The sequence below is a fragment of the Photobacterium sp. GB-72 genome (assembly GCF_003026095.1).
GTDB lineage: Bacteria > Pseudomonadota > Gammaproteobacteria > Enterobacterales > Vibrionaceae > Photobacterium.
Map to the genome: position 1 here is coordinate 174127 of NZ_PYNV01000004.1, position 22346 is coordinate 196472.

Consider the following 22346-nt stretch of genomic DNA (forward strand, 5'->3'; position numbering starts at 1 on the left):
CCGTCTTATTTTTGATGGTTTAACGAGTATGCCAAACTGTCCAAAATTTTCTGTACTGGTGCTGCTAATCCGATTTTTGGTGGATTATTAAGATCATACCATTGACCTGAAGCTTCATTGATTTCTGTAGGTTGTGATTTAAGTTCGTATAAAATCGGCACGATATCAAGATGATAATGGCTAAACGTATGACGAAAAGCAGTTAATTGACTTTGCTGTTCGATAAGTGACAGTTGTTGACCTAATTGTTTGTCTAATAGCGACGTTAAATCAGCATTGTCATGTTGAGGGAAGCACCAAAGACCACCCCAAATACCGACCTGTGGGCGTTGTTCTAACCAAACTTTATCGTCGCACTGTAAAATAGCGAACCATGTTTGTTTTTCAGGCAAGGTTTTTTTGGGTTTTTTACCCGGAAAATCGGTTTGTCGTAATTCTTTGAGTGCAATGCATTGTGTGCTTACGGGACATAATTCACATTTAGGTTTACTACGGGTACAAATCATTGCTCCCATATCCATCATGGCTTGGTTATAGCGTTCGACTCCCATCTCGGGCGTATTTGTTTCTGCTATTTGCCACAACGTGTTTTCAACGGTTTTCTTACCAGGCCAGCCTTCAATCGCGTAACAACGGGCAAGCGTACGTTTCACATTGCCATCTAAGATAGGGTGATGTTGAGCGAGTGAGAGTGACAGAACAGCACCAGCCGTTGAACGACCAATACCCGGTAATGCTTGGACTTGATCGATATCTGTTGGGAAAATGCCGTTATGTTCACTAACAATTAACTGAGCTGCTTTATGGAGGTTACGTGCGCGAGCGTAATAGCCGAGCCCTGTCCATAAGTGTAAGACTTCATCTTGCTCGGCAGCCGCTAAGTCTTGCACGGTAGGGAAGCGCTCCATAAAACGTTCAAAGTAAGGGATCACGGTTGCTACTTGGGTTTGTTGTAGCATGATCTCTGAAAGCCATACTTTATATGGGTTTTTTTTTTGTTGCCAAGGTAGAGTTTTGCGGCCGAATTTGTCATACCACGCTAAAATGGCATCGGAAAATGTCGTACTCAATGTTGTGCTCACTTTACAGTTTATAGCTACTTATCTTTTATACTGCGCAAAAGGATATGGCATTTGCCAATGAAGAATAGCTATCGAGTTATTTTTGCTACACAGTGAAAATTGGTGTCCGCTAGTGCAATCACTTATACTGCAAACAGAAGTGCAACGTTATTTATTGTCTATTATGGGCAAGATTGCACCATAAACTGGCCATTGTCGCAATTGATAGACTTGAATTGAGTCGATAACTTTGGATAATGCCGATCCGTTTCTTTTTTGTTTGGATAGTTATTAGCATGAGCGAAGTTTCAAAGAAGTCAGGTGAAGTGACCCTGACCGAATTTACCGAAGATGGCAAACTGGTTCGTAAGATCCGTAGCTTTGTCCGTCGTGAAGGCCGTTTAACTAAGGGCCAAGAACATGCGATGGAAAACAATTGGCCAACTATGGGTATTGATTTCGCCAAGCAAATGCTGGACTGGAAAGAAGTATATAATCGTGAAGCGCCAGTCGTGTTGGAAATTGGTTTTGGTATGGGGGCATCATTAGTTGAAATGGCTAAAAATGCCCCTGAGAAAAACTTTATTGGGATCGAAGTACATAGCCCAGGTGTGGGTGCGTGTCTAATGGGTGCGGAAGATGCGGATTTAACTAACCTTCGTGTAATGTGTCACGATGGCGTTGAAGTGTTTGAATACATGATCCCTGATGGTAGTTTAGATACCGTACAGCTATTCTTCCCAGACCCATGGCATAAAGCACGTCACCATAAGCGTCGTATCGTTCAGCCTGAATTTGCTGAAATGCTGCGTAAAAAGCTTAAAATTGGCGGTATTTTCCACATGGCAACTGACTGGGAAAACTACGCTGAGCATATGGTTGAAGTGATGGATGCAGCGCCTGGTTACCGCAATACGGCAACAAACGGTGCTTATATTGATCGTCCAGAAGATCGCCCATTAACCAAATTCGAAGCTCGTGGTCACCGCTTAGGTCACGGGGTTTGGGATATGAAGTACGAGCGTACTGAATAATTTCTCTTTGGTATTATATGCTGAAGAAATAAGACATTATTGATTTAATGACGCTTGGTTAAATCAATGAAAAAGCCAACCTTGTGTTGGCTTTTTTTCCCCTTGGAGAAAGAGATATGAAGCCAACAGCTACACTGCTAAATGAAATATTAGATGAAGTGAGACCATTGATAGGTCAAGGAAAAGTGGCTGACTATATTCCGGCTTTAGCTAACGTACCTGCGAGTAAATTAGGTATAGCAGTGTGCTATAACGACGGAGAAATTATTCAGGCGGGTGATAGCCAAGAAGGTTTTTCTATTCAATCTATCTCTAAGGTGTTGTCGTTAACACTTGCAATGACCTTATATGAATCGGAAGAGTTGTGGTCTCGAGTTGGAAAAGAGCCATCAGGTCAAGCGTTTAACTCCATGATCCAGCTTGAGCTAGAAAAAGGCATCCCACGTAATCCGTTTATTAACCCAGGTGCGATTGTGGTGTCGGATTTACTGCATAGTCGTTTATGTGCACCGCAATACCGGATGTTGGAATTGGTACGAGAGCTTTCTTGTAATCCGAATATTGTCTACGACAAAGTCGTCGCTAGCTCTGAAATGCAACATAGCGATCGTAATGCTTCCATTGCTTATTTAATGCGTTCATTCGGTAACTTTGATAATGAAGTGATGCCAGTGCTCACTAATTATTTTAGTTATTGTGCGCTCAAGATGAGTTGTGTCGATCTCGCCAGAACATTTAGCTATTTAGCAAATAAAGGGCTTCCTTTAGGCGCGAAAAAAAGAATTATCAGCCAAACTCAAAGTAAGCATATAAATGCATTGCTTGCGACTTGTGGTTTGTATGATGGCGCAGGTGAATTTGCCTATCGTGTTGGTATGCCAGGAAAGTCTGGCGTAGGTGGTGGTATTGTTGCGATTGTACCGGGTGAGATGACGATTGCAGTATGGTCGCCAGAACTTGATCAATCCGGTAATTCTGTTGCAGGGACTGCAGCGTTAGAGAAGTTATCTGAGCGTATTGGACGTTCTATTTTTTAGTGAGCCCGTATACATAAACCGCGAGGCTCACATTAGGGGGAGAATCGTATGTTAATGAATAAGGGGTTTCACGAATTAAAAACATCGATATTAGGCGCAATAGTAGCGATGTTCAGTTTCTTTACGGTATCAGCTCATGCGGTTGAATGTGAGCCACTATGGCATAACTCACTGAGTTTAAATGAAGGACGGTTAACCTTAGTACAAGGTAAACAAGAATTTATTGTGGATGCTAAAGGGCGGATGTTTTTCGATGTACATAAGGTCGCACTGAATTCTAAACAAACACAATTATTATCGGACTATTACGAGCTTTTAGATAATGACTTGCCCTATTTGTTGTCGCATTCTCAGCGTATTGATAAGCAAGTGTGTGAATTTGTTTCGCTACGAATAGAACAAGAACAACGGTTGCAAGATGCGATTCCTGCATTAAAAAACTGGCGCAGCGTCACGTTAAATTAGTTAGTATGTAACAAGAGAAAAACGAGCACTGTGAATAACATAGTGCTCGTTTTTTTATTAGATATTATTCGTTATCATCGTCAACGAAGGCGGCTAGGAGATCATTTAAGAACAATTTACCGTGCTCGGTGATTTGCCAATGATCGCCCGTATCTTGGAGATAGTTTTGCGCTATCGCCCAATCAATTGTCGGTTCTATGGTTGTTAACGCTAAACCTGTTCTTGCGACAAAATCTTGCTTTGGACAGGATTCTAATAAACGAAAACGATTCATAAAGAACTCGAATGGACGTTCACCATCAGCAACCTTATTCTCTTGCGTTAAATACGGTTTATCCGCTTGTAAATATCCACGAGGGTGTTTGACTTTAACGGTACGGATGATTTGCCCATCAGCAAAACTGATTTTGCCATGTGCGCCACAACCAATGCCAAGGTAATCACCAAAACGCCAGTAGTTAAGGTTATGCTGACATTGTTTTCCCGGCTTGCTATAGCCTGATATTTCATATTGCTGATAACCGGCTTCTGTTAAAAGCTGATGACCTTGCTCAAAAATATCCCACAAGTCGTCATCATCAGGCAATGTCGGTGGTTTTGAGTAATACAGGGTATTGGGTTCAATTGTCAGCTGGTACCAAGACAAGTGCGGTGGATCGAGTGCGATCGCTTGTTTTAAATCACTGATCGCATCACTCACGCTTTGATCCGGTAAGCCATGCATAAGATCGACATTAAAGCTGTTTAATCCCGCTTTCTTTGCAAGGCCAGCTGCACGAATTGCTTCATCTGCGCCATGAATACGGCCAAGACGTTCGAGTTTTTCATTTTGAAAACTTTGAATACCAATAGAAATACGGTTTACACCAGCTTGGCGATAAGCTTCAAAACGACCCGCCTCTACTGTGCCAGGGTTGGCTTCCATAGTAATTTCAATATCATCACTAAATGGAATGCGTTGCTCAATGGCTTTTAATAAACGACCTATCTCACTTGGAGAGATCAAGCTAGGCGTCCCTCCACCAATAAAAATTGAGTGGAGAGGTCGTGCTCCATTGATTAACTGATAAGCGCTAAGATCGGTTTCTAAGTCGTCAATTAAGGCATCAATATAATCAAGCTCAGGAAGATCTGTCTTTAAGGCGTGAGAGTTAAAATCACAATAAGGACATTTTTGTACACACCAAGGGATGTGGACATATAAACTCAGTGGTGGAGGTACAAGCATTTAATCGGCCTTTAATGCGCTAAACAATTGCTGTAGTGCTTTACCACGGTGTGATAGTTGCTTTTTACGAGCAGGTGAAAGTTGAGCTGAAGCACATTGATCTTCAGGTACCCAAAATACCGGATCGTAACCAAAACCATTTTCGCCATGACGTTCAGTTAAGATGCTGCCTTCCCAAGAGCCATGGCAAACCAGTGGAGTAGGATCGTTTTCATGACGCATCATCACAAGCACACAATGGAAACGTGCAGTACGTTGCTCGGCAGGGACATCTTTCATTTCTGCAAGTAGTTTATCAATGTTGTCAGCATCTGATGCGTCTTCACCGGCAAAACGTGCAGAATAAATACCAGGAGCGCCGTTGAGGTGATCAACTTCTAAGCCAGAGTCATCGGCAATGGCTGGAAGGCCCGTTTCCTTTGCGGCATGGCGCGCTTTAATGATCGCATTTTCAATAAATGTGGTGCCCGTTTCAGCAACGGATGAAACGTTATAATCACTTTGCGCGACTACATCAAAACCAAAATCAGCCAGTAAATCGGCCATTTCTTTCACTTTGCCTTGGTTGCCTGTTGCTAGTACAAGTTTACTCATTTTGATGCCTTTTGAACGTCAAGCTATGTAATATTGGCGGCTATAATAACGGTTGTTATCGTAATAAAAAAGGCGCGAGTGCGCCTAGTGATTGTAGAAGAGATTGATGCTCAAGTGGTTACTTGTCAACGAAGAAGGTCTGCTTAAAGATCAGTGTTTCTTTTTTACCGTTAGAGTAAATAGTGATCGTAAAATTAAACGTTTCATCATTAGTGTGTTTAAATTCAGCAAGGTAATAAATTGATTTACCTTCTTTTATTTCTCTAAAATTTAACTTCTTTTGCTGCCCTAATACATTACGAGCAATACCGGTTAATTGTGCTTTAACCGCTGTTTTTTCTTGTTTACTGGTATCAAGAATTGCAATATTGACCAAGGCACTGTAACGGCTACGCTGAATTTTATAGTGGCTGGCAATCTCTGGGGTTAAAAATGTTGAGGCAAAACTAGAATAATGTACTTCTAAGTCGCCAAATTTTTTGAATTGTCCGGCATGGCTAGGTAGCGTGAAAACAAGCAGTAGCAGGCTGAGTAATATTTTCATGAACGATCCTTATCTTTCAGTGAGTCACTGAAGTATTTCCTTTCTGTCGCGATGTGTTGCTTGACTTGATGATTGTAGTTAAGAGTAAGGGGATAAAAAAAGCGAATATCGGTGATTGATATTCGCTTTATTGAACCAATCAAATTACATGATGGTGGCGATCTCTGAGGGAATAACTTTCGGGGCTTCAATCCGAATTTGTTTGTGCCGACCTTGTAAGCCTTTTTCTACATGAATTAACCCCTTAGCGACCTTAAATTGTTTTGCAAGGTACTTTACTAAATGGGCATTGGCTTTTCCGTCTACCGGTGGCGCGGTAATGGCAATTTTTACTTCGTTGCCATGCAAGCCAACGATCTGATCGCGGCTTGCTTTCGGTTGGATATAAAGTCGAATAATGAGATCGTCATCATCACGAAAGATGGTCTTTTCTGTCACAGCATGTACCACACGTTACCAACTAAAGACCCCATCGCGTAGTTAGCAAATTGTAGTGCAATAAAGATCACTAGAACACTCAGATCTAAACCGCCCATTGCAGGAAGAACACGGCGAACAGGTGCCATTAGTGGTTCTGTTAATTGGTGCATGACATATTCGATAGGGCTTCGACCTTGGCTAACCCAGCTTAAGATTGCACGGATCAATAGTACCCAGAACAATAAACTACCAGCTGCTTTTAATAATGCTAATAGCCCTAAGAACAGGAAGCTTGGTTCAAAGGAAAAACCACCACTGCTGATTGAAATAATGATGATAAATTTAGCGACACACAGTACATAAGCAAACAGTACCGTTGCCATATCTAGCGAACCAATTGATGGGATCACGCGGCGTAATGGCGCAACGATCGGTTGAGTCGCTTTAACAATAAATTGTGAGAAGGGATTATAAAAGTCTGCACGAGACCATTGTAACCAAACTCGTAATAATACGACCATGATGTAAAGATCAAAGCCGGTTTGAACTAGATAAACGAAAGGATTCATAGATAAACCTTAAAACAATTGTTCCATTTCTTTAGCTCGAGATACGGCTGCTTGCATCGCTTTAGCAACAATATCTGAGAATTGATGTTGATTAAATGTATTAATAGCTTCAGCTGTCGTGCCACCTTTTGAAGTGACTTGATCACGTAGTGTCGACAATGAAGTATCTGGATTCGCTTTTACTAATTCAGCGGCACCTAAAGCGGCTTGCTGAACCAGTAAGCGCGCAGTATCGGCATCAAACCCTTGGTTCATCGCTTCTTGCTGCATTGCTTCCATAAACAAAAAGAAGTAGGCGGGAGCACTGCCTGCTGCGGCAATAATACCATTGATACCTGATTCTTCTTGTACCCAACAAATTTCGCCTACGGCTTGTAATAGTTGAGTGGCAAATAATCGGTCGGTTTCTGTGAGTTGTGGGTTTGCATATAAGCCGCTCATCCCCTTACCAATTAAAGAGGGAGTATTTGGCATTACACGAACCAATTCAACTTGCTGGCCTAACATTTCACATAAGCGCTCGCAATTAATGCCAGCGGCAATAGAAATCACTAATTTTCCCGCAAAGTTAATGTCTTGCAGTGGTTTACACACTTCTTCCATAAGTTGTGGTTTAACCGCAAGAACAACAACATCAGCATCTTGAGCAGCATTTAGGTTATCGCTAGTGGTATGAATACCAAAGTCACGCGCTAAAGGTTCACGGCGAGCATCGCTAGGGGCGGTGGCCGTAATCTTTTTTGCATCGTAACCGCTAGCAACTAATCCTGCGATAATTGAGCGAGCCATATTACCTGCCCCAATAAAAGCAATTGAGCGTTGTTCCATGTAAAATCCTTATAAATAGGTACAAACTTAATGTTTTTTACCTTAATTGAGCTGTCGTTATCATGAACAGTACGAATATTAGTAATTATTCTTTGTTACCGTAATCACGAGCACCAAAAATCGCGGTGCCAATACGAACAATTGTACTACCTGCTGCAATTGCCGCTTCCATATCACCACTCATTCCCATTGATAATGTATCAACATTGGGATAAGTCAATTTCAACTGTTCTAGTGTATCAGCCAACGCTTTAAAAGTGGCAAATTGGCTGTCGTAATCTGTGGCCGGTTGTGGAATCGACATTAAACCGCGCAGTTCAATATTTGGCATTGCAGCTATTTCTGCGGCCAGTGCAGGCACTTCAGCCAAGGTTATTCCCGATTTTGTTGCCTCAGCGCTGCTATTAACTTGCAGTAAAACTTGCAGCGGTGCCATTGACGTTGGACGTTGATCGCTTAAACGTTTTGCTGTTTTTATACGATCAATAGAGTGCACCCAATCAAAATGCTCTGCGACAAGGCGAGTTTTATTCGATTGGATCGGCCCAATAAAATGCCATACAAGCAAGTTTTTCTCCGGATGGCTCGCAAAGTGATTAACCTTATCAACACCTTCCTGTACGTAGTTTTCGCCAAAGGCATACTGGCCTGCAGTAATGGCTTCTTCGATCGCTTCCACTGGCTTGGTTTTACTTACTGCCAATAGTTGCACGGAATCTGCAGCCCTGCCGCATTTTTCAGTTGCTAAGGTGATCTGGTTGATGACCTCAGCAATATTTTGTTTGATACTAGTCATAATTGATTCTTGGGGAAAATTTATGGATATCACCGAATTACTGGATTTTAGTGTAAAGCATAACGCATCGGATCTACATCTTTCTGCAGGTGTTCCACCGATAATTCGTGTTGATGGCGATGTTAGAAAGCTCAGTATGCCAGCACTTGATCACAGTGAAGTACACCGTTTAGTGTTTGACATTATGAACGATGCCCAGCGCCGTGAGTATGAAGAAAACTTAGAAGTCGATTTTTCATTTGAAATTCCCGACATCGGTCGCTTCAGGGTTAATGCTTTTCATCAGTCTCGTGGTTGTTCGGCGGTGTTTCGAACCATTCCTATTCATATTCCAACATTGGAATCGTTAAACGTTCCTGATGTTTTTTATGATATTGCCCAGCTTTCACGTGGCTTGGTATTAGTAACAGGTGCGACTGGCTCGGGTAAATCGACCACCATTGCTGCGTTAGTTGATTATATCAATACCAACTATAACCGTCATATTCTGACGATTGAAGATCCGATTGAATTTGTTCACAGCAGTAAACGTTGTTTGATCAATCAGCGAGAAGTGCACCGTGACACATTGGGCTTCCAAAACGCACTGCGTTCAGCACTGCGTGAAGATCCCGATGTGATTTTAGTGGGTGAGCTTCGTGATCAGGAAACCATCAGTTTAGCGTTAACAGCAGCTGAAACGGGGCACTTAGTTTTAGGTACCTTGCATACCAGTTCTGCGGCAAAGACGGTCGATCGTATCATTGATGTTTTCCCTGGTAGTGATAAATCTATGGTTCGCTCTATGTTATCGGAGTCGTTACGCGCAGTGATATCACAAAGCTTATTAAAGTGTGTGAGCGGTGGTCGTGTAGCCAGCCATGAAATTATGATGGCAACACCTGCGATTCGTAACTTGATCCGTGAAGATAAAGTCGCACAAATGTTTTCAATGATCCAAACCGGCTCATCGATGGGAATGCAAACCATGGAGCAAAGCGTGAAGATGCTGGTGGCAAAAGGCTTAGTTGAAGCTGAAGAAGGTCGTCGTATTGTTGATACCAGTCAGCGCGGTTTCTAATAACACCTCAGGTTTAACGAGGTAGGAAAAGAGATGAATTTAGATAGTATATTAGCGCAAATGGTTGAGCGTAAAGCGTCGGATTTATATATCACCGTCGGCTCAGCATGCTTACTGAAAGTTGATGGCAACTTACATCATCTTGGCGAATTACTTGATCGCGCAGCAGTGGATTCGTTGTTCCACGAAGCGATGGACGATGAGCAATATAAAGAATTTGTTGCGACCCGTGAGGCCAATTTTGCCATTGTCCGTAATGGTTGTCGTTTTCGATTAAGTGCATTTTGGCAACGTGAATTACCCGGTATTGTGGTCCGTCGAATCGAAACCAAGATACCGAATATTCATGATCTTAACCTACCGCTGGATATGGAAAGATTAGCACTGGCTAAACGTGGTTTAGTACTGGTGGTTGGGGCGACAGGCTCGGGTAAGTCGACATCAATGGCGGCAATGACGGGGTTTAGAAATCAAAATCGTAGTGGCCATATTTTAACGGTTGAAGATCCGATTGAGTTTATCCATGAACATAATAAATGCATCATAACTCAGCGTGAGGTTGGGCTTGATACTGCCAGTTATGAAGTGGCATTGAAAAACTCACTACGTCAAGCTCCAGATATGATCTTGATCGGCGAGATCCGAAGTCGTGAGACGATGGAATATGCGATGACGTTTGCCGAAACAGGGCACTTGTGTATGGCAACACTACACGCGAATAACGCCAACCAAGCACTTGAACGTATTCTTCATCTTGTACCAAAAGAGCGACGTGAGCAGTTTTTGTTTGATCTGTCGTTAAACCTGAAATGTATTTTAGCACAACAGTTGATCCCTGATGCCAATGGTGTCGGACGACATGGTGTTTATGAACTGCTGCTCAATACGCCACGTGTCGCTGATTTGATCCGTCGCGGTGAGTTACATGAAATTAAAGATGTGATGGCAAAATCAAATCAGGCTGGAATGGTGACATTTGATCAATCGTTATATGCATTATTTCGAGATGGGAAAATCACCGAGCAAGATGCACTGCACCACGCTGATTCACCGAATGATCTTCGCTTAATGATTAAAGTGGGTGATCCTAATAATAAAACGTCAAACAGTACCAGTACGCTATCTGGGGTGAAATTAGATCTTCAGTAATATGCTTGTGATGATCCTAACGCATTAGGATCATCATAAACTAGTTACTTATATTTAATGCTTTATTTGAGTTTTATTTTAACCTATTGAATTTTATTTAAAATCATTTAAATTATTTTAGTGATAATTGTCGGAACAGCTTTTGAGTTCAAGAGGTACAAAAGCTGTACAAGCTGTACAAACAAGAAACAGCAAGGCCTTGAAGGAGGATCTTAGTACAGGTTTTGATCGTGTTTAGCTTTATGATGATCAATAAGAAAAAAGCTGTACAAGGTTCGACAATTGTTAGATTTTAGATAATAAAAAAGACAAGTACCTCAACAGCACTTGTCTTTTTTGTTTCAGAAACTTGTAATATTAAGCGCTGTATTGACGTTCAAACCAGCTTTCTAAAATAACGACAGCAGATTGTGAGTCGATATTACCTTTACTTAATGAGCGATAACCACCACGCTCAAACAGTTCTGCTTTTGCTTCAACGGTACTTAAACGTTCATCGTGTAGTTCAACTTGGCAACCAAAACGACCATGTAAGCGATTAGCAAATTTTTTCGCCCGTGGTGTAATGCTTTCAAGCTCTTTACCTTCAAGGTCTAAAGGTAATCCTACAACGACTAAATCAGGTAGCCATTCTTTTAAAATCTTTTCAATATCATCCCAATTGGGGATGCCATCTTTGGCTTTTAAAGCGGCAAGGGGAGTAGCGGTTCCTGTCAGCTCTTGACCAATAGCAACACCAATACTTTTGGTGCCGTAATCAAAACCTAATACACTGCGAGATTGACTCATGCGTGACCTATGTCTAAAGAAAGGTTTGCTGGTGTAAAGCCAAGTTTTTCAATTGCTTTATGCCAACGTTCGTCGATAGGAGTGGAAAAAATAATGGTGTCATCTGCTTCAATGGTGAGCCAATTGTTATCAACCAGTTCTTGCTCTAATTGCCCCGCATCCCATCCGGCATAACCTAGCGCGACCAGAAATTGGTTTGGCGCTTGTGCAGTACCCAGCTCAGATAAAATATCCAGTGAGGTGGTCACGGCTAATTCGTTATTCACAGGTAAACTTGAGCTATATTCACCTTTCGTGGTGTGAAGTACAAAACCACGATCTTCAGAAACGGGTCCACCATTAAGTACCAGTGATTCTAAGCTAATAGGATCGGCAACAGGTAGCTTTCTCTCAACTTCTATTTGCTCCAACATATCAGCAATAGAAATATCGATAGGTTGGTTAATAATGATCCCCATTGCGCCTTCATTATTATGCTCACAAAGATAAATAACACTTTGCTTAAATTGAGGATCTTGCATAGTGGGCATCGCCACTAAAAAGTGGTTGGTCAAATTCATCTACAACACCAGAGTTTGATACAAATCAGCGAGCGTTCACTCGTTACTGATAGGTAAAAAAGCAGCGACATTGCCGCTGCATTCTTAATTTGAGTATGGTTGATGATTGTCAGTAAAGCGATATTACTTCGCGTTTACTCGACGTTCGATAGCATCCATTAATTTACCTGTAATTGAGATATCAAAAGCCGCTTCAATCTCGCGGATACAGGTTGGGCTAGTCACATTAATTTCCGTTAGCTTGTCACCAATCACATCAAGTCCAACAAAAATGAGGCCTTTTTCTTTTAGAACTGGCGCAACGGTTTCTGCGATCTTACGATCAGTTTCACTGATTGGACGCGCTTCACCACGTCCGCCAGCAGCTAAGTTACCGCGAGTTTCCCCTTTAGCAGGAATACGTGCTAGGCAGTAAGGCATAGGCTCGCCATCAACCACTAAGATACGCTTATCACCATTACTAATATCAGGAACAAAGGTTTGTGCCATGCAGTAGTTTTGGCCCATATTAGTTAGCGTTTCAATGATAACCGATACGTTAGGATCGCCTTTCATTACACGGAAAATTGACGAACCACCCATACCATCAAGTGGCTTTAAGATCACATCTCCGTGCTCTTGGTGGAAGGCTTTTAGTTTCTCGGCGCGACGAGTAACAATAGTGGTTGGTGTTAGCTCAGGGAACCATGCCGTAAACAGCTTTTCATTACAGTCACGTAGGCTTTGTGGCTTGTTTACAATCAGAGCGCCATTATCTTCGGCACGCTCAAGGATGTAAGTCGCGTAAATGTATTCAGTATCGAAAGGAGGATCTTTTCGCATTAGTACAGCATCAAGATCTGATAATTCAATTTCTTGCTCGCTGTGAAAATCAAACCAGTGATCAGGATCTTGTTGTACTGTGACGACACGCGTACGGGCAATCGCTTTACCTTGCTCTAAAGATAGATCATTCATTTCCATGTAATGAATTTCCCAGCCGCGACGCTGAGCTTCTAACATCATAGCAAAGCTAGAATCTTTCTTGATATTGATAGACTCGATAGGGTCCATCACGATACCCAGTTTGATCATTGTGTTCTCCTAATCTCTAATTTAGCCTAAATCACCGAAGCGTACTTGCAGTGCGGTGATGGCTGTCATTGCGGTGGTTTCGGTACGAAGTACGCGAGGCCCCAGCAAAATTTCATCAAATTTATATTGTTCTGTCATGCTGATTTCATCAGCAGATAAACCGCCTTCAGGGCCAATCAATAAACGAACATTAGTGACTGGTGTTGGAAGCGTGTTTATCGAATAATTAGCGCGAGGGTGTAAGTTGAGCTTTAGACCATCATATTCTTCAGCACACCATTGTTCCAGTTTCATCACTGGGCGAATAGTAGGGACAACATTACGACCACATTGCTCACAAGCTGCAATGGCGATTTTTTGCCACTGTTCGAGTTTTTTTTCAAAACGTTCAGCATTTAATTTAACGCCACATCGTTCTGAAATTAGCGGTGTAATGGTATTCACCCCTAACTCGACGGATTTTTGAATGGTGAATTCCATTTTATCACCACGTGAAATCACCTGACCTAAATGGATATCTAGTGGGGATTCAATACTGTGTTCAACCCGAGATTGGATCTCTACTTCAACGCTTTTTTTACTTGCGTTGGTGATCACGGCGGGAAACTCTGCATTACTGCCGTCAAACATTAATAGTTCTTGGCCTACTTGCATACGCATAACGCGACCAACATGGTTAGCAGCATCGTCACTGAGCATTACCTTGCCGTGGGAAGGTAAAGATTCTGGATGATAAATACGTGGAATTCTCATAATGCGGTCATCTATGCAATAAAAAAAGAGTAATGACGAATCTTAACATGGATGAGCAATTCGCCAATTATTCAGGCTTAAATAAAACATGTTATTTCTATCGCAACATGTTTGTTATGGTTAGAGAGAGCCATGAAAATGTTATGTATGCTCTCTCATACATAACAAGTTACGGTGCTGAAACGTTTTAGGCGCATCGACTCGCGAGGATTGGATTAACATTGCCTTGGATCTTTTCAATCTTAGCTGCACGTTCACATTCCCATTTAGATACAGGGTACTGTTTATCCCAACTATTCATTAATTGGCGTTGTTGACGACTCATTTTATATTTTGGGTATACGGCTTCAAAGTACATATAAGTACGAGCAATCACCCCGCGAGCACGCTCTGGCGGTTGAGCATCATGATCCTTTTTATCAATGATCATGTCGCAACTACCAAATGAACGATAATTTTTGCTGTTGGTTTTAGGCAGCATTACATAATTATAGTTTTGTCGTGCAGCATTAACGGCGCCAATGGCAGGGTATAAATTATAAAGGTCGGATTGCATTAAGCGGTATTCGTTATTGGCTTTTTCTGCACATTTACGGCCTTTAAAGGCTTTTCCTTTACTATCAACACAAACGGCAGCACCTTCACGCCATTCACTAAAAGCACGACCAAAGTTCTCGGCTGGAACGACATGCTCCGCTTCCCAGCGTTTAACGCGTTTTTTATACACTTCAGTAGAAAAACCGGAGGGTAATGTCACGTATTTTTTATTGTTGAAATCAGCACCACAGTAAATGGTTTTCATGTCTTGAGGAGAAATATAAATTTCCGTTTGCATGATTTTTTTTGCTTTGCTGAAAGAGGGATTAGTCGTGTTGCCAAGTTCGCTTGGCTTATAAGAGGTCGCAAATGCGGTAACAGGTAATAGTAGGGCAATAGCAAAACAGCTTGAGATACGTGTCATGAATGTAGTTCATTAATTATTTATCGTATCACTAGCTTACTGATATTTTTCTCTTTGAGAAGCGTGTCGCAATTATTTGTAACTGTGCTTTTTGATTATTTTCATACAGAATCGTACGCTACTGAGGCGAATACACCAAAACTTCACGGCATCGGCGACAATGGTAGTTGGCTTGTCCACGTAAGATACGGTTGTGCCGGCGAATGGTTAACGGATATTCGCTACAGCTACATTTATAGAGATAAGTGTCACCTGAGACTGAGCTGACATCAAAGCTATGTGTTGTTCTTGGTGCTACTTGAAACACTTCTCGCATGATCAATTGCCACTCTCTACCATGCGGTTTTACCCGGCCAAACAGTTTAAACACAATTAAATGTGCCACTTCGTGTGGAACAACTTCGTTTAGAAAAGCGTCTGCGTTTTCATTGAGTAAAACTGGGTTAAAACGGACTTCCCAGCTTTGTAAGCGTGCACTTCCCGCAATTTTCCCTCGTTGGGTAAAAGTCACCGTCGGCATTTTTAAACGTTTATTAAGGCGTTGATTGGCGGTTTTGATGGCGTGTTCGACACGTTTGATAACTTGTTGTTGCAGTGAATTCATTGTTACTCGTTCTTGGTTATTGAGATCGGCACTATACACCGAAGATAACGCGCTGGCGAGAGTAGGGAAGCAAGGTGTTTTTATTGCACATAGATAAACGGCAAGTAATAAAAAAGGACGCCTAAGCGTCCTTTTTTTTTGTGCACGATTAAGTGTATTACTTAATGTTTGCGAAATCGCGAAGTGCAGCTACTTTGTCTGTTTTTTCCCAAGGGAACTCTTCACGACCAAAGTGACCGTAAGCTGCAGTCTTCTTATAGATTGGTTGTAGAAGATCTAGCATTTCTTGTAGGCCATATGGGCGTAGGTCGAAGTGCTGGCGTACAGCTTCAATGATGATCTCATGTGCTACTTTTTCAGTACCAAATGTTTCCACCATGATAGATGTAGGATCGGCTATACCAATAGCGTAAGAAAGTTGGATTTCACAACGATCTGCCATGCCAGCTGCGACGATATTTTTTGCTACATAACGTGCTGCATATGCTGCAGAGCGGTCAACTTTTGATGGATCTTTACCAGAGAAAGCACCACCACCGTGACGTGCAGCACCGCCGTAGGTATCGACGATGATCTTACGACCAGTCAAACCACAGTCACCCATTGGGCCACCGATAACGAAACGACCGGTTGGGTTGATAAAGAATTTTGTCTCTTTATTTAACCATTCAGCAGGCAGTACTGGTTTGATGATTTCTTCCATTACTGCTTCACGTAGATCAGACGTTGAAATTGAATCACTGTGCTGAGTTGATAGAACAACCGCATCAATACCAACAATTTTACCTTGATCGTAAGCGAACGTTACCTGAGATTTTGCATCAGGACGTAACCAAGGAAGGGTGCCGTTCTTACGTACTTCAGCTTGACGCTGAACTAAGCGGTGAGAGTAAGTGATTGGCGCAGGCATGAAGACTTCAGTTTCATTGGTTGCGTAACCAAACATGATACCTTGGTCACCAGCACCTTGTTCTTTAGGATCGGTTTTATCAACACCTTGGTTGATATCAGGAGACTGTTTACCGATGGTGTTCATTACTGCACAAGAGTTTGCATCAAAGCCCATATCTGAATGGACATAACCGATTTCACGTACGGTTTCACGTGTTAGCTCTTCAATATCAACCCAAGCAGATGTGGTGATCTCACCACCAACCATTACCATGCCGGTTTTTACGTAAGTTTCACAAGCTACACGCGCTTTAGGATCTTGTTCAATAATTGCATCCAATACAGCATCTGAAATTTGATCTGCAATTTTATCTGGATGACCTTCTGATACCGACTCAGAAGTGAATAAATGTTTTGCCATCGGTAGTCTCACTTTCTTTTGAATTTAGTCGCACGGTAGCGTTTATAACGCTGTTATATAGCTATATGTACGTTTGTATGTATAGAGCTACTTCCGTCTAGACGTCTATAATACATCGAGAACAGATAAAATCAACAATATGAAAACTAGGGTTTCTTATTGTATAAAAAAATTGAATAGCTCTATTGTGGTGGTTGATAGACATAGTTTTCATCTAACGTACTGATAAATAATTATATTTATCTTAAATGTTTACACTGTGGCCTTTTTTAACTTAAAAATGTAATCACAAATTGACTATATAAAGTTTCTTTTATTAAAAATAACGATAAACAGACGTTGTATACCTGAGTACAAGCAATATTTAATCGGCTATAAAGTCCGCTTCGTATGCTGGTGGATTTAGTTATAGATTGCGGTATCTATAATATGACAAGAATTTATTATCTTTTTTCTAGCAGATTGATGAGATCAACGGTACCTGCTTGAGCGCGAGACACGTAATTTGCCATGATCAAAGAGTGGTTAGGCAATAAACCAAATCCCATACCATTTAAAATCATTGGACTCCAAACCGTTTCTTGGGTTGCTTCAAGCTCACGAATTATCTGATTAATCATGACCGTTGCTTTTTCTTCTTCTAACAGTGGTTCAAAATCATGTTTCATTGCTTTCATTAGCAGCAATATGGCCCAAGTAGAGCCTCGTGATTCGTAAAAAACATTATCAATTTTGAACCAGCTTGTTTTCGGCGAATTGAGTGAAACTTCCTTACCTTCTGTTTTGCTATCCATTATTAACTGTGGCTCACCCACAGATGAGCCAAGGTCTTGTGAAATAGTGCCTAAGCGTTTTTGTACTACTTCAAGCCAAGCCACTAAATTATCATCCCGTGAATAAAATTGTGCTGGATGGCGAGATGCCGAAAGGTGGTCACGGTATCGAGTAAGGGCGTCAATTGCATTTTGATATTCAGACTCGGCACTTGGAAAGTTCCAGCTATGGCTATTGATATTGAGCGCGGGTTGGGCTTCTTTTAAATCTGAATCGACATGGCTTTCATTTTGAGGACGGCTAAGATTATCTTTTAGTACCAGTGCCATATCTCGTACTTGCGTTAATACCCCCGTTTCCCATGCTGGCATGTTATCCATTAATAAGCTGGGTGGTAATTTATCGTTAGTAAGGAACCCACCTTGCTTATTAATCAGTAATTCTGAAATATGAATCAGCGTTGTGGTGGTCTCATACCCAGTCGTTAAAGTTTGTTGATTGAGCTTGGCTTGCTCTGCCGCATAACTGTCTGGATTAAATGTATCTGGTTCAAATGACCAATAAACAGACAAAAAGTAAAGTACGACGGTGAAAAATACTGCGCCAATAATGACTTTTACTTTCGACATAACCACCTCTTTGGAATTGCTTAATATGAACTTTTTTTCATTTATCTATTAGCTATATGTAAAAAAGTGAAGGTTTGTTAATGCCAATCCTAATCTTAAACGCCGTTTATTAATGCGTAGGAAAAGACGCTGAATGAACAAATAGTGACTTTTTAATACGTGATTTTTCGCTGTTTTAAGCCTATAAATCAGTGATATTTTAAGGTTAAAGTAGAGGATATACGCGAAAATATTGATGAGTGGTGAGACTATCTATTTGGTTCTATTAGAGATTAAGTCTGCTTGGTGAGAGATGTCACAATTATGGTGATTCTGTATCTAGCTTGGTATACACTAACGCAGCTTAGTATTTTTGTAGCACGGATATGACACTAAAAGTCGCAATAAATGGATTCGGTCGCATTGGTCGCAGTGTGCTTCGCGCATTGTATGAAAGCGACAAACATCATCAGATTAACGTCGTGGCTGTTAACGAATTAGCAGAGCTGGAAGCAATGGCTCATCTACTTCAATACGATTCTAGCCATGGGCGTTTCAAAAATCCTGTCAGTCATGATCAGGAGCATCTTCTTATTGCCCATAAAAATGGTCGCCAAGATCAAATTCGTATCCTCCACCAACCTGATCTAAAATTATTGCCTTGGCATGATCTTGATGTCGATATTGTTTTAGATTGTACCGGTAAGTTTGGTTCTCGTGATGACGGTTTAGCGCATATCGCATCAGGCGCTAAAAAAGTATTATTTTCCCATCCTGCTAGCAAAGATATTGATTGCACCGTTATCTATGGTGTTAATCATCAACAATTAACATCTCAGCACCGCATTGTTTCCAATGGTTCATGTACGACCAACTGTATTGTCCCCATTATTAAAATCTTAGATGATCAGTTTGGTATTGAATCAGGCACTATTACGACCATTCATTCCGCTATGAATGATCAACAAGTCATTGATGCTTATCATCCTGATTTACGCCGAACGCGCGCAGCAAGTCAGTCAATTATTCCTGTTGATACTAAGCTACACCTTGGAATTGGTCGTATATTTCCGAAGTTTTCCGACAAATTTGAAGCGATTTCTGTGAGAGTGCCCACAATAAATGTCACTGCTATGGATTTGAGTGTCACAGTTAAAACAAATGTGAAAGTTAATGACGTAAATCAATCATTAAAAAATACGTCTCGTTGTACATTAAGTGGTATTGTGGATTACACAGAAGCGCCTTTAGTGTCGATTGACTTTAATCACGATCCCCATAGTGCAATCGTTGATGGCAGCCAAACTAGGGTAAGCAACCAGCATTTAATTAAATTGTTGGTGTGGTGTGACAATGAATGGGGCTTTGCTAATCGTATGTTGGATACAGCGTTAGCAATGCATGCAACCGAAAATACGGATGCTGAAAAGTAAAATAGTAAGAATTACTGGGCTTGGCGTTGGAACATTAATGACGACAGGCTGTCAATTTTATGAACTTTTATTTTTAATAATGTTTGAGAGGACAAAACATGTCTGTAATCAAGATGACTGATCTGGATCTAGCTGGTAAGCGTGTATTTATTCGTGCTGACCTAAATGTGCCAGTAAAAGACGGTAAAGTAACTTCAGATGCACGTATCATTGCATCTCTACCTACAATTAAGCGTTGCCTAGAAGCAGGCGCTAAAGTAATGGTTACTTCTCACCTAGGTCGTCCAACGGAAGGCGAATACGCAGAAGAATTCTCTCTACAGCCTGTAGTTAACTACTTAAACGACGCACTAGATTGTGACGTTAAATTAGCAAAAGATTACCTAAATGGTCTTGAGCTAAATGCAGGCGAGCTTGTTGTTCTTGAGAACGTACGTTTCAACAAGGGCGAGAAGAAAAACGAAGACGAACTATCTAAGCAATACGCTGCACTTTGTGACGTATTCGTGATGGATGCATTTGGTACCGCTCACCGTGCACAAGCATCAACTTACGGTGTGGGTATGTTTGCACCAGTTGCATGTGCTGGCCCTTTACTAGCAGGCGAGCTAGAAGCATTAGGCAAAGCAATGGACAACCCAGCGCGTCCAATGGTTGCTATTGTTGGTGGTTCAAAAGTATCAACTAAGCTAACTGTACTTGAGTCACTATCTAAAATTGCTGACCAAATTGTTGTTGGTGGTGGTATTGCTAACACATTCATCGCGGCTGAAGGCAACGATGTAGGTAAGTCTCTATACGAAGCAGACCTAATCCCAACGGCTAAAGCGCTAATGGCAAGCACTGACATCCCAGTAGCAACGGATGTTGTATGTGCTAAAGAGTTCTCTGACACCGCTGAAGCAACAGTTAAATCAGCATCAGACATCGCAGCTGACGACATGGTTCTTGACCTAGGTCCTGATTCAGCACAAGCGCTTGCTGACATCATCATGAATGCGAAAACGATTCTTTGGAACGGCCCTGTAGGCGTATTCGAAATCGAGCAATTTGGTAAAGGTACCGAAGTTGTTGCGAATGCAATCGCAGAATCTGCAGGTTTCTCTGTAGCGGGTGGTGGTGACACACTAGCGGCTATCGATAAGTACGGCATCAAAGATAAAGTATCTTACATCTCAACAGGTGGCGGTGCGTTCCTTGAGTTCGTTGAAGGTAAGAAATTACCAGCAGTTGAAATGCTAGAGTCTCGCGCTAAAGCATAATTATTTTGGGCGTGGGAGCCGAATTTACGCTAAATATGAGTGTTGCTTCCACGTTTAAATGTTTGTGATAGCTATCAACTTTCAGTAGAATAGCAAGCAATCGCAAACGTTTGCACAAGAATTTTTCCACAGACAACAAAGTAAATAATAGGACTATTGTTATGTCTAAGATCTTTGATTTTGTAAAACCTGGTGTTATTTCTGGCGACGACGTTCAGAAAGTATTCGCAGTAGCTAAAGAAAACAACTTCGCACTTCCAGCTGTTAACTGTATCGGTACAGATTCTGTTAACGCTGTACTAGAAGCGGCAGCTAAAGTTAAGTCTCCAGTTATCGTTCAGTTCTCTAACGGCGGTGCTGCATTCTTTGGCGGTAAAGGTCTTAAACTAGAAGGTCAAGGTCCACAAATCCTTGGCGCTATCGCTGGTGCTAAATATGTTCACGCTGTTGCTGAGTCTTACGGTGTTCCTGTAATTCTTCACACTGACCACGCTGCTAAGAAACTGCTTCCTTGGATCGACGGTCTACTAGACGCGGGTGAAGAGTTCTTCGCTCAAACTGGTAAGCCTCTATTCTCTTCTCATATGATCGACCTTTCTGAAGAGTCGCTAGAAGAGAACATCGAAATCTCAGCTAAGTACCTTGCGCGTATGGCTAAGATGGACATGACACTAGAAATCGAACTAGGTTGTACTGGTGGTGAAGAAGACGGCGTTGATAACTCTCACATGGACGCATCTGAGCTTTACACTTCTCCAGAAGACGTTGCATACGCATACGAGAAACTAAGCGCTGTTAGCCCACGTTTCACTATCGCTGCTTCTTTCGGTAACGTACACGGTGTTTACCAAGCAGGTAACGTTGTATTAACTCCAACTATCCTACGTGATTCTCAAGCATACGTTTCAGAGAAGTTTGGTCTTCCAACTAACTCTCTAGATTTCGTATTCCACGGTGGTTCAGGTTCTTCTGAAGCTGAAATCCAAGAGTCTATCGGTTACGGTGTTATCAAAATGAACATCGATACAGATACACAGTGGGCTTGTTGGGATGGTATTCGTCGCTACGAAGCTGAAAACCACGATTACCTACAAGGTCAAATCGGTAACCCAACTGGTGAATCAGCGCCTAACAAGAAATACTACGATCCACGCGTATGGCTACGTGCAGGTCAAGTATCAATGGTTGAGCGTCTAGAAAAAGCTTTCGCTGATCTAAACGCAGTTGATGTTCTTTAATCGAACTTCAGCTATATAAAAAGTGAAAAGCCCGCTTTTGGCGGGCTTTTTTTTTGTATTTCATAATGGATTGTACTTAAATTGTTGTTTAGTGATATTTAAGTTAATTTATGTAAACATCATTTTTTTTAGTAGCTATTTACTAATAAAAACAGGAATAATTGGTATCAATATTCCGTAGTGTGTTTTTTCG

At 41.5% G+C, this 22346-nt stretch carries 24 protein-coding genes; 8 read left to right on the forward strand and 16 right to left on the reverse strand.

What is annotated here, in order from left to right; all coding sequences use genetic code 11:
- Positions 1-5: 5 nt before the first annotated feature.
- Complete coding sequence (mutY, locus tag C9J40_RS07440; protein ID WP_107246356.1) at positions 6-1070, reverse strand: A/G-specific adenine glycosylase; 1065 nt, start codon at positions 1068-1070, stop codon at positions 6-8.
- Between the two features lie 287 nt (positions 1071-1357).
- On the opposite strand from mutY, the gene trmB reads away from it, so the two are divergent.
- The 3 genes from trmB to C9J40_RS07455 all read left to right on the forward strand — a co-directional run bounded on the left by trmB (position 1358) and on the right by C9J40_RS07455 (position 3597).
- The gene (gene trmB / locus C9J40_RS07445; protein ID WP_107246358.1) at positions 1358-2095 is read left to right on the forward strand and encodes a tRNA (guanosine(46)-N7)-methyltransferase TrmB; all 738 of its coding nucleotides are present in this window, start codon (positions 1358-1360) and stop codon (positions 2093-2095) included.
- 116 nt (positions 2096-2211) lie between these two features.
- Positions 2212-3132 carry a glutaminase B gene (gene glsB / locus C9J40_RS07450; protein WP_107206590.1) on the forward strand — a complete coding sequence of 307 codons (921 nt, stop codon included), beginning with the start codon at positions 2212-2214 and terminating at the stop codon, positions 3130-3132.
- A 48-nt stretch (positions 3133-3180) separates the two neighbouring features.
- Positions 3181-3597 carry a hypothetical protein gene (locus C9J40_RS07455; protein ID WP_107246360.1) on the forward strand — a complete coding sequence of 139 codons (417 nt, stop codon included), beginning with the start codon at positions 3181-3183 and terminating at the stop codon, positions 3595-3597.
- A 64-nt stretch (positions 3598-3661) separates the two neighbouring features.
- Here C9J40_RS07455 and hemW read toward each other — a convergent pair whose 3' ends face one another.
- From hemW to C9J40_RS07490, 7 genes are all read right to left on the reverse strand, one after another.
- Positions 3662-4825 (reverse strand): radical SAM family heme chaperone HemW, encoded by a 1164-nt coding sequence (hemW, locus tag C9J40_RS07460; RefSeq protein ID WP_107206592.1) that lies wholly within the window; start codon positions 4823-4825, stop codon positions 3662-3664.
- Positions 4826-5419 carry an XTP/dITP diphosphatase gene (locus C9J40_RS07465; protein ID WP_107246361.1) on the reverse strand — a complete coding sequence of 198 codons (594 nt, stop codon included), beginning with the start codon at positions 5417-5419 and terminating at the stop codon, positions 4826-4828.
- A gap of 118 nt (positions 5420-5537) precedes the next feature.
- Positions 5538-5963, reverse strand: coding sequence for a DUF4426 domain-containing protein (locus C9J40_RS07470; RefSeq protein ID WP_107246363.1), 426 nt, complete (start codon positions 5961-5963; stop codon positions 5538-5540).
- A 144-nt stretch (positions 5964-6107) separates the two neighbouring features.
- Positions 6108-6401, reverse strand: coding sequence for a DUF167 family protein YggU (yggU, locus tag C9J40_RS07475; protein WP_005371336.1), 294 nt, complete (start codon positions 6399-6401; stop codon positions 6108-6110).
- Positions 6398-6952, reverse strand: a complete 555-nt coding sequence (locus C9J40_RS07480) for a YggT family protein (RefSeq protein ID WP_005371338.1) — start codon at positions 6950-6952, stop codon at positions 6398-6400. Before C9J40_RS07480 ends, yggU begins: the two co-directional genes overlap by 4 nt.
- Positions 6953-6961: 9 nt before the next feature.
- On the reverse strand, positions 6962-7780 hold the full coding sequence (gene proC, locus C9J40_RS07485; RefSeq protein WP_107246365.1) for a pyrroline-5-carboxylate reductase: 819 nt from the start codon (positions 7778-7780) through the stop codon (positions 6962-6964).
- Between the two features lie 85 nt (positions 7781-7865).
- A complete protein-coding gene (locus tag C9J40_RS07490) occupies positions 7866-8576 on the reverse strand; it encodes a YggS family pyridoxal phosphate-dependent enzyme (protein WP_107206594.1) in 711 nt (236 codons plus the stop codon).
- Positions 8577-8598: 22 nt separating this feature from the next.
- Here C9J40_RS07490 and C9J40_RS07495 point away from each other — a divergent pair, with 22 nt between their 5' ends.
- Positions 8599-9636, forward strand: a complete 1038-nt coding sequence (locus C9J40_RS07495) for a type IV pilus twitching motility protein PilT (RefSeq protein ID WP_005371345.1) — start codon at positions 8599-8601, stop codon at positions 9634-9636.
- A gap of 33 nt (positions 9637-9669) precedes the next feature.
- Entirely contained in the window at positions 9670-10785 is a 1116-nt protein-coding gene (locus C9J40_RS07500) for a PilT/PilU family type 4a pilus ATPase (RefSeq protein ID WP_107206595.1), read from the forward strand.
- A 357-nt stretch (positions 10786-11142) separates the two neighbouring features.
- Here the strand turns inward: C9J40_RS07500 and ruvX are convergent, their stop codons facing one another.
- The 8 genes from ruvX to C9J40_RS07540 form a co-directional block, all read right to left on the reverse strand.
- A complete protein-coding gene (ruvX, locus tag C9J40_RS07505) occupies positions 11143-11574 on the reverse strand; it encodes a Holliday junction resolvase RuvX (protein ID WP_107206596.1) in 432 nt (143 codons plus the stop codon).
- Positions 11571-12134 carry a YqgE/AlgH family protein gene (locus C9J40_RS07510; RefSeq protein WP_107206597.1) on the reverse strand — a complete coding sequence of 188 codons (564 nt, stop codon included), beginning with the start codon at positions 12132-12134 and terminating at the stop codon, positions 11571-11573. The genes ruvX and C9J40_RS07510 overlap by 4 nt, the downstream gene beginning before the upstream one ends.
- 123 nt (positions 12135-12257) lie before the next feature.
- A complete protein-coding gene (gshB, locus tag C9J40_RS07515; RefSeq protein ID WP_045084456.1) occupies positions 12258-13208 on the reverse strand; it encodes a glutathione synthase in 951 nt (316 codons plus the stop codon).
- Between the two features lie 21 nt (positions 13209-13229).
- The gene (rsmE, locus tag C9J40_RS07520) at positions 13230-13961 is read right to left on the reverse strand and encodes a 16S rRNA (uracil(1498)-N(3))-methyltransferase (protein WP_045084455.1); all 732 of its coding nucleotides are present in this window, start codon (positions 13959-13961) and stop codon (positions 13230-13232) included.
- 187 nt (positions 13962-14148) lie between these two features.
- The gene (locus C9J40_RS07525; protein ID WP_107206599.1) at positions 14149-14922 is read right to left on the reverse strand and encodes an endonuclease; all 774 of its coding nucleotides are present in this window, start codon (positions 14920-14922) and stop codon (positions 14149-14151) included.
- Positions 14923-15040: 118 nt separating this feature from the next.
- A complete protein-coding gene (locus C9J40_RS07530) occupies positions 15041-15526 on the reverse strand; it encodes a SprT family zinc-dependent metalloprotease (RefSeq protein WP_105060955.1) in 486 nt (161 codons plus the stop codon).
- Positions 15527-15683: 157 nt separating this feature from the next.
- Complete coding sequence (gene metK / locus C9J40_RS07535; protein ID WP_107206601.1) at positions 15684-16838, reverse strand: methionine adenosyltransferase; 1155 nt, start codon at positions 16836-16838, stop codon at positions 15684-15686.
- Between the two features lie 443 nt (positions 16839-17281).
- A complete protein-coding gene (locus tag C9J40_RS07540) occupies positions 17282-18241 on the reverse strand; it encodes a DUF2333 family protein (RefSeq protein WP_107246366.1) in 960 nt (319 codons plus the stop codon).
- A 365-nt stretch (positions 18242-18606) separates the two neighbouring features.
- On the opposite strand from C9J40_RS07540, the gene epd reads away from it, so the two are divergent.
- The 3 genes from epd to fbaA all read left to right on the forward strand — a co-directional run bounded on the left by epd (position 18607) and on the right by fbaA (position 22153).
- Positions 18607-19653, forward strand: coding sequence for an erythrose-4-phosphate dehydrogenase (gene epd / locus C9J40_RS07545; RefSeq protein WP_107246368.1), 1047 nt, complete (start codon positions 18607-18609; stop codon positions 19651-19653).
- A gap of 98 nt (positions 19654-19751) precedes the next feature.
- Positions 19752-20915 carry a phosphoglycerate kinase gene (locus C9J40_RS07550; RefSeq protein ID WP_107206604.1) on the forward strand — a complete coding sequence of 388 codons (1164 nt, stop codon included), beginning with the start codon at positions 19752-19754 and terminating at the stop codon, positions 20913-20915.
- 161 nt (positions 20916-21076) lie between these two features.
- Positions 21077-22153: a class II fructose-bisphosphate aldolase gene (gene fbaA, locus C9J40_RS07555; protein ID WP_105060950.1), complete on the forward strand. Its 1077-nt coding sequence runs from the start codon at positions 21077-21079 to the stop codon at positions 22151-22153.
- Positions 22154-22346 lie beyond the last annotated feature (193 nt).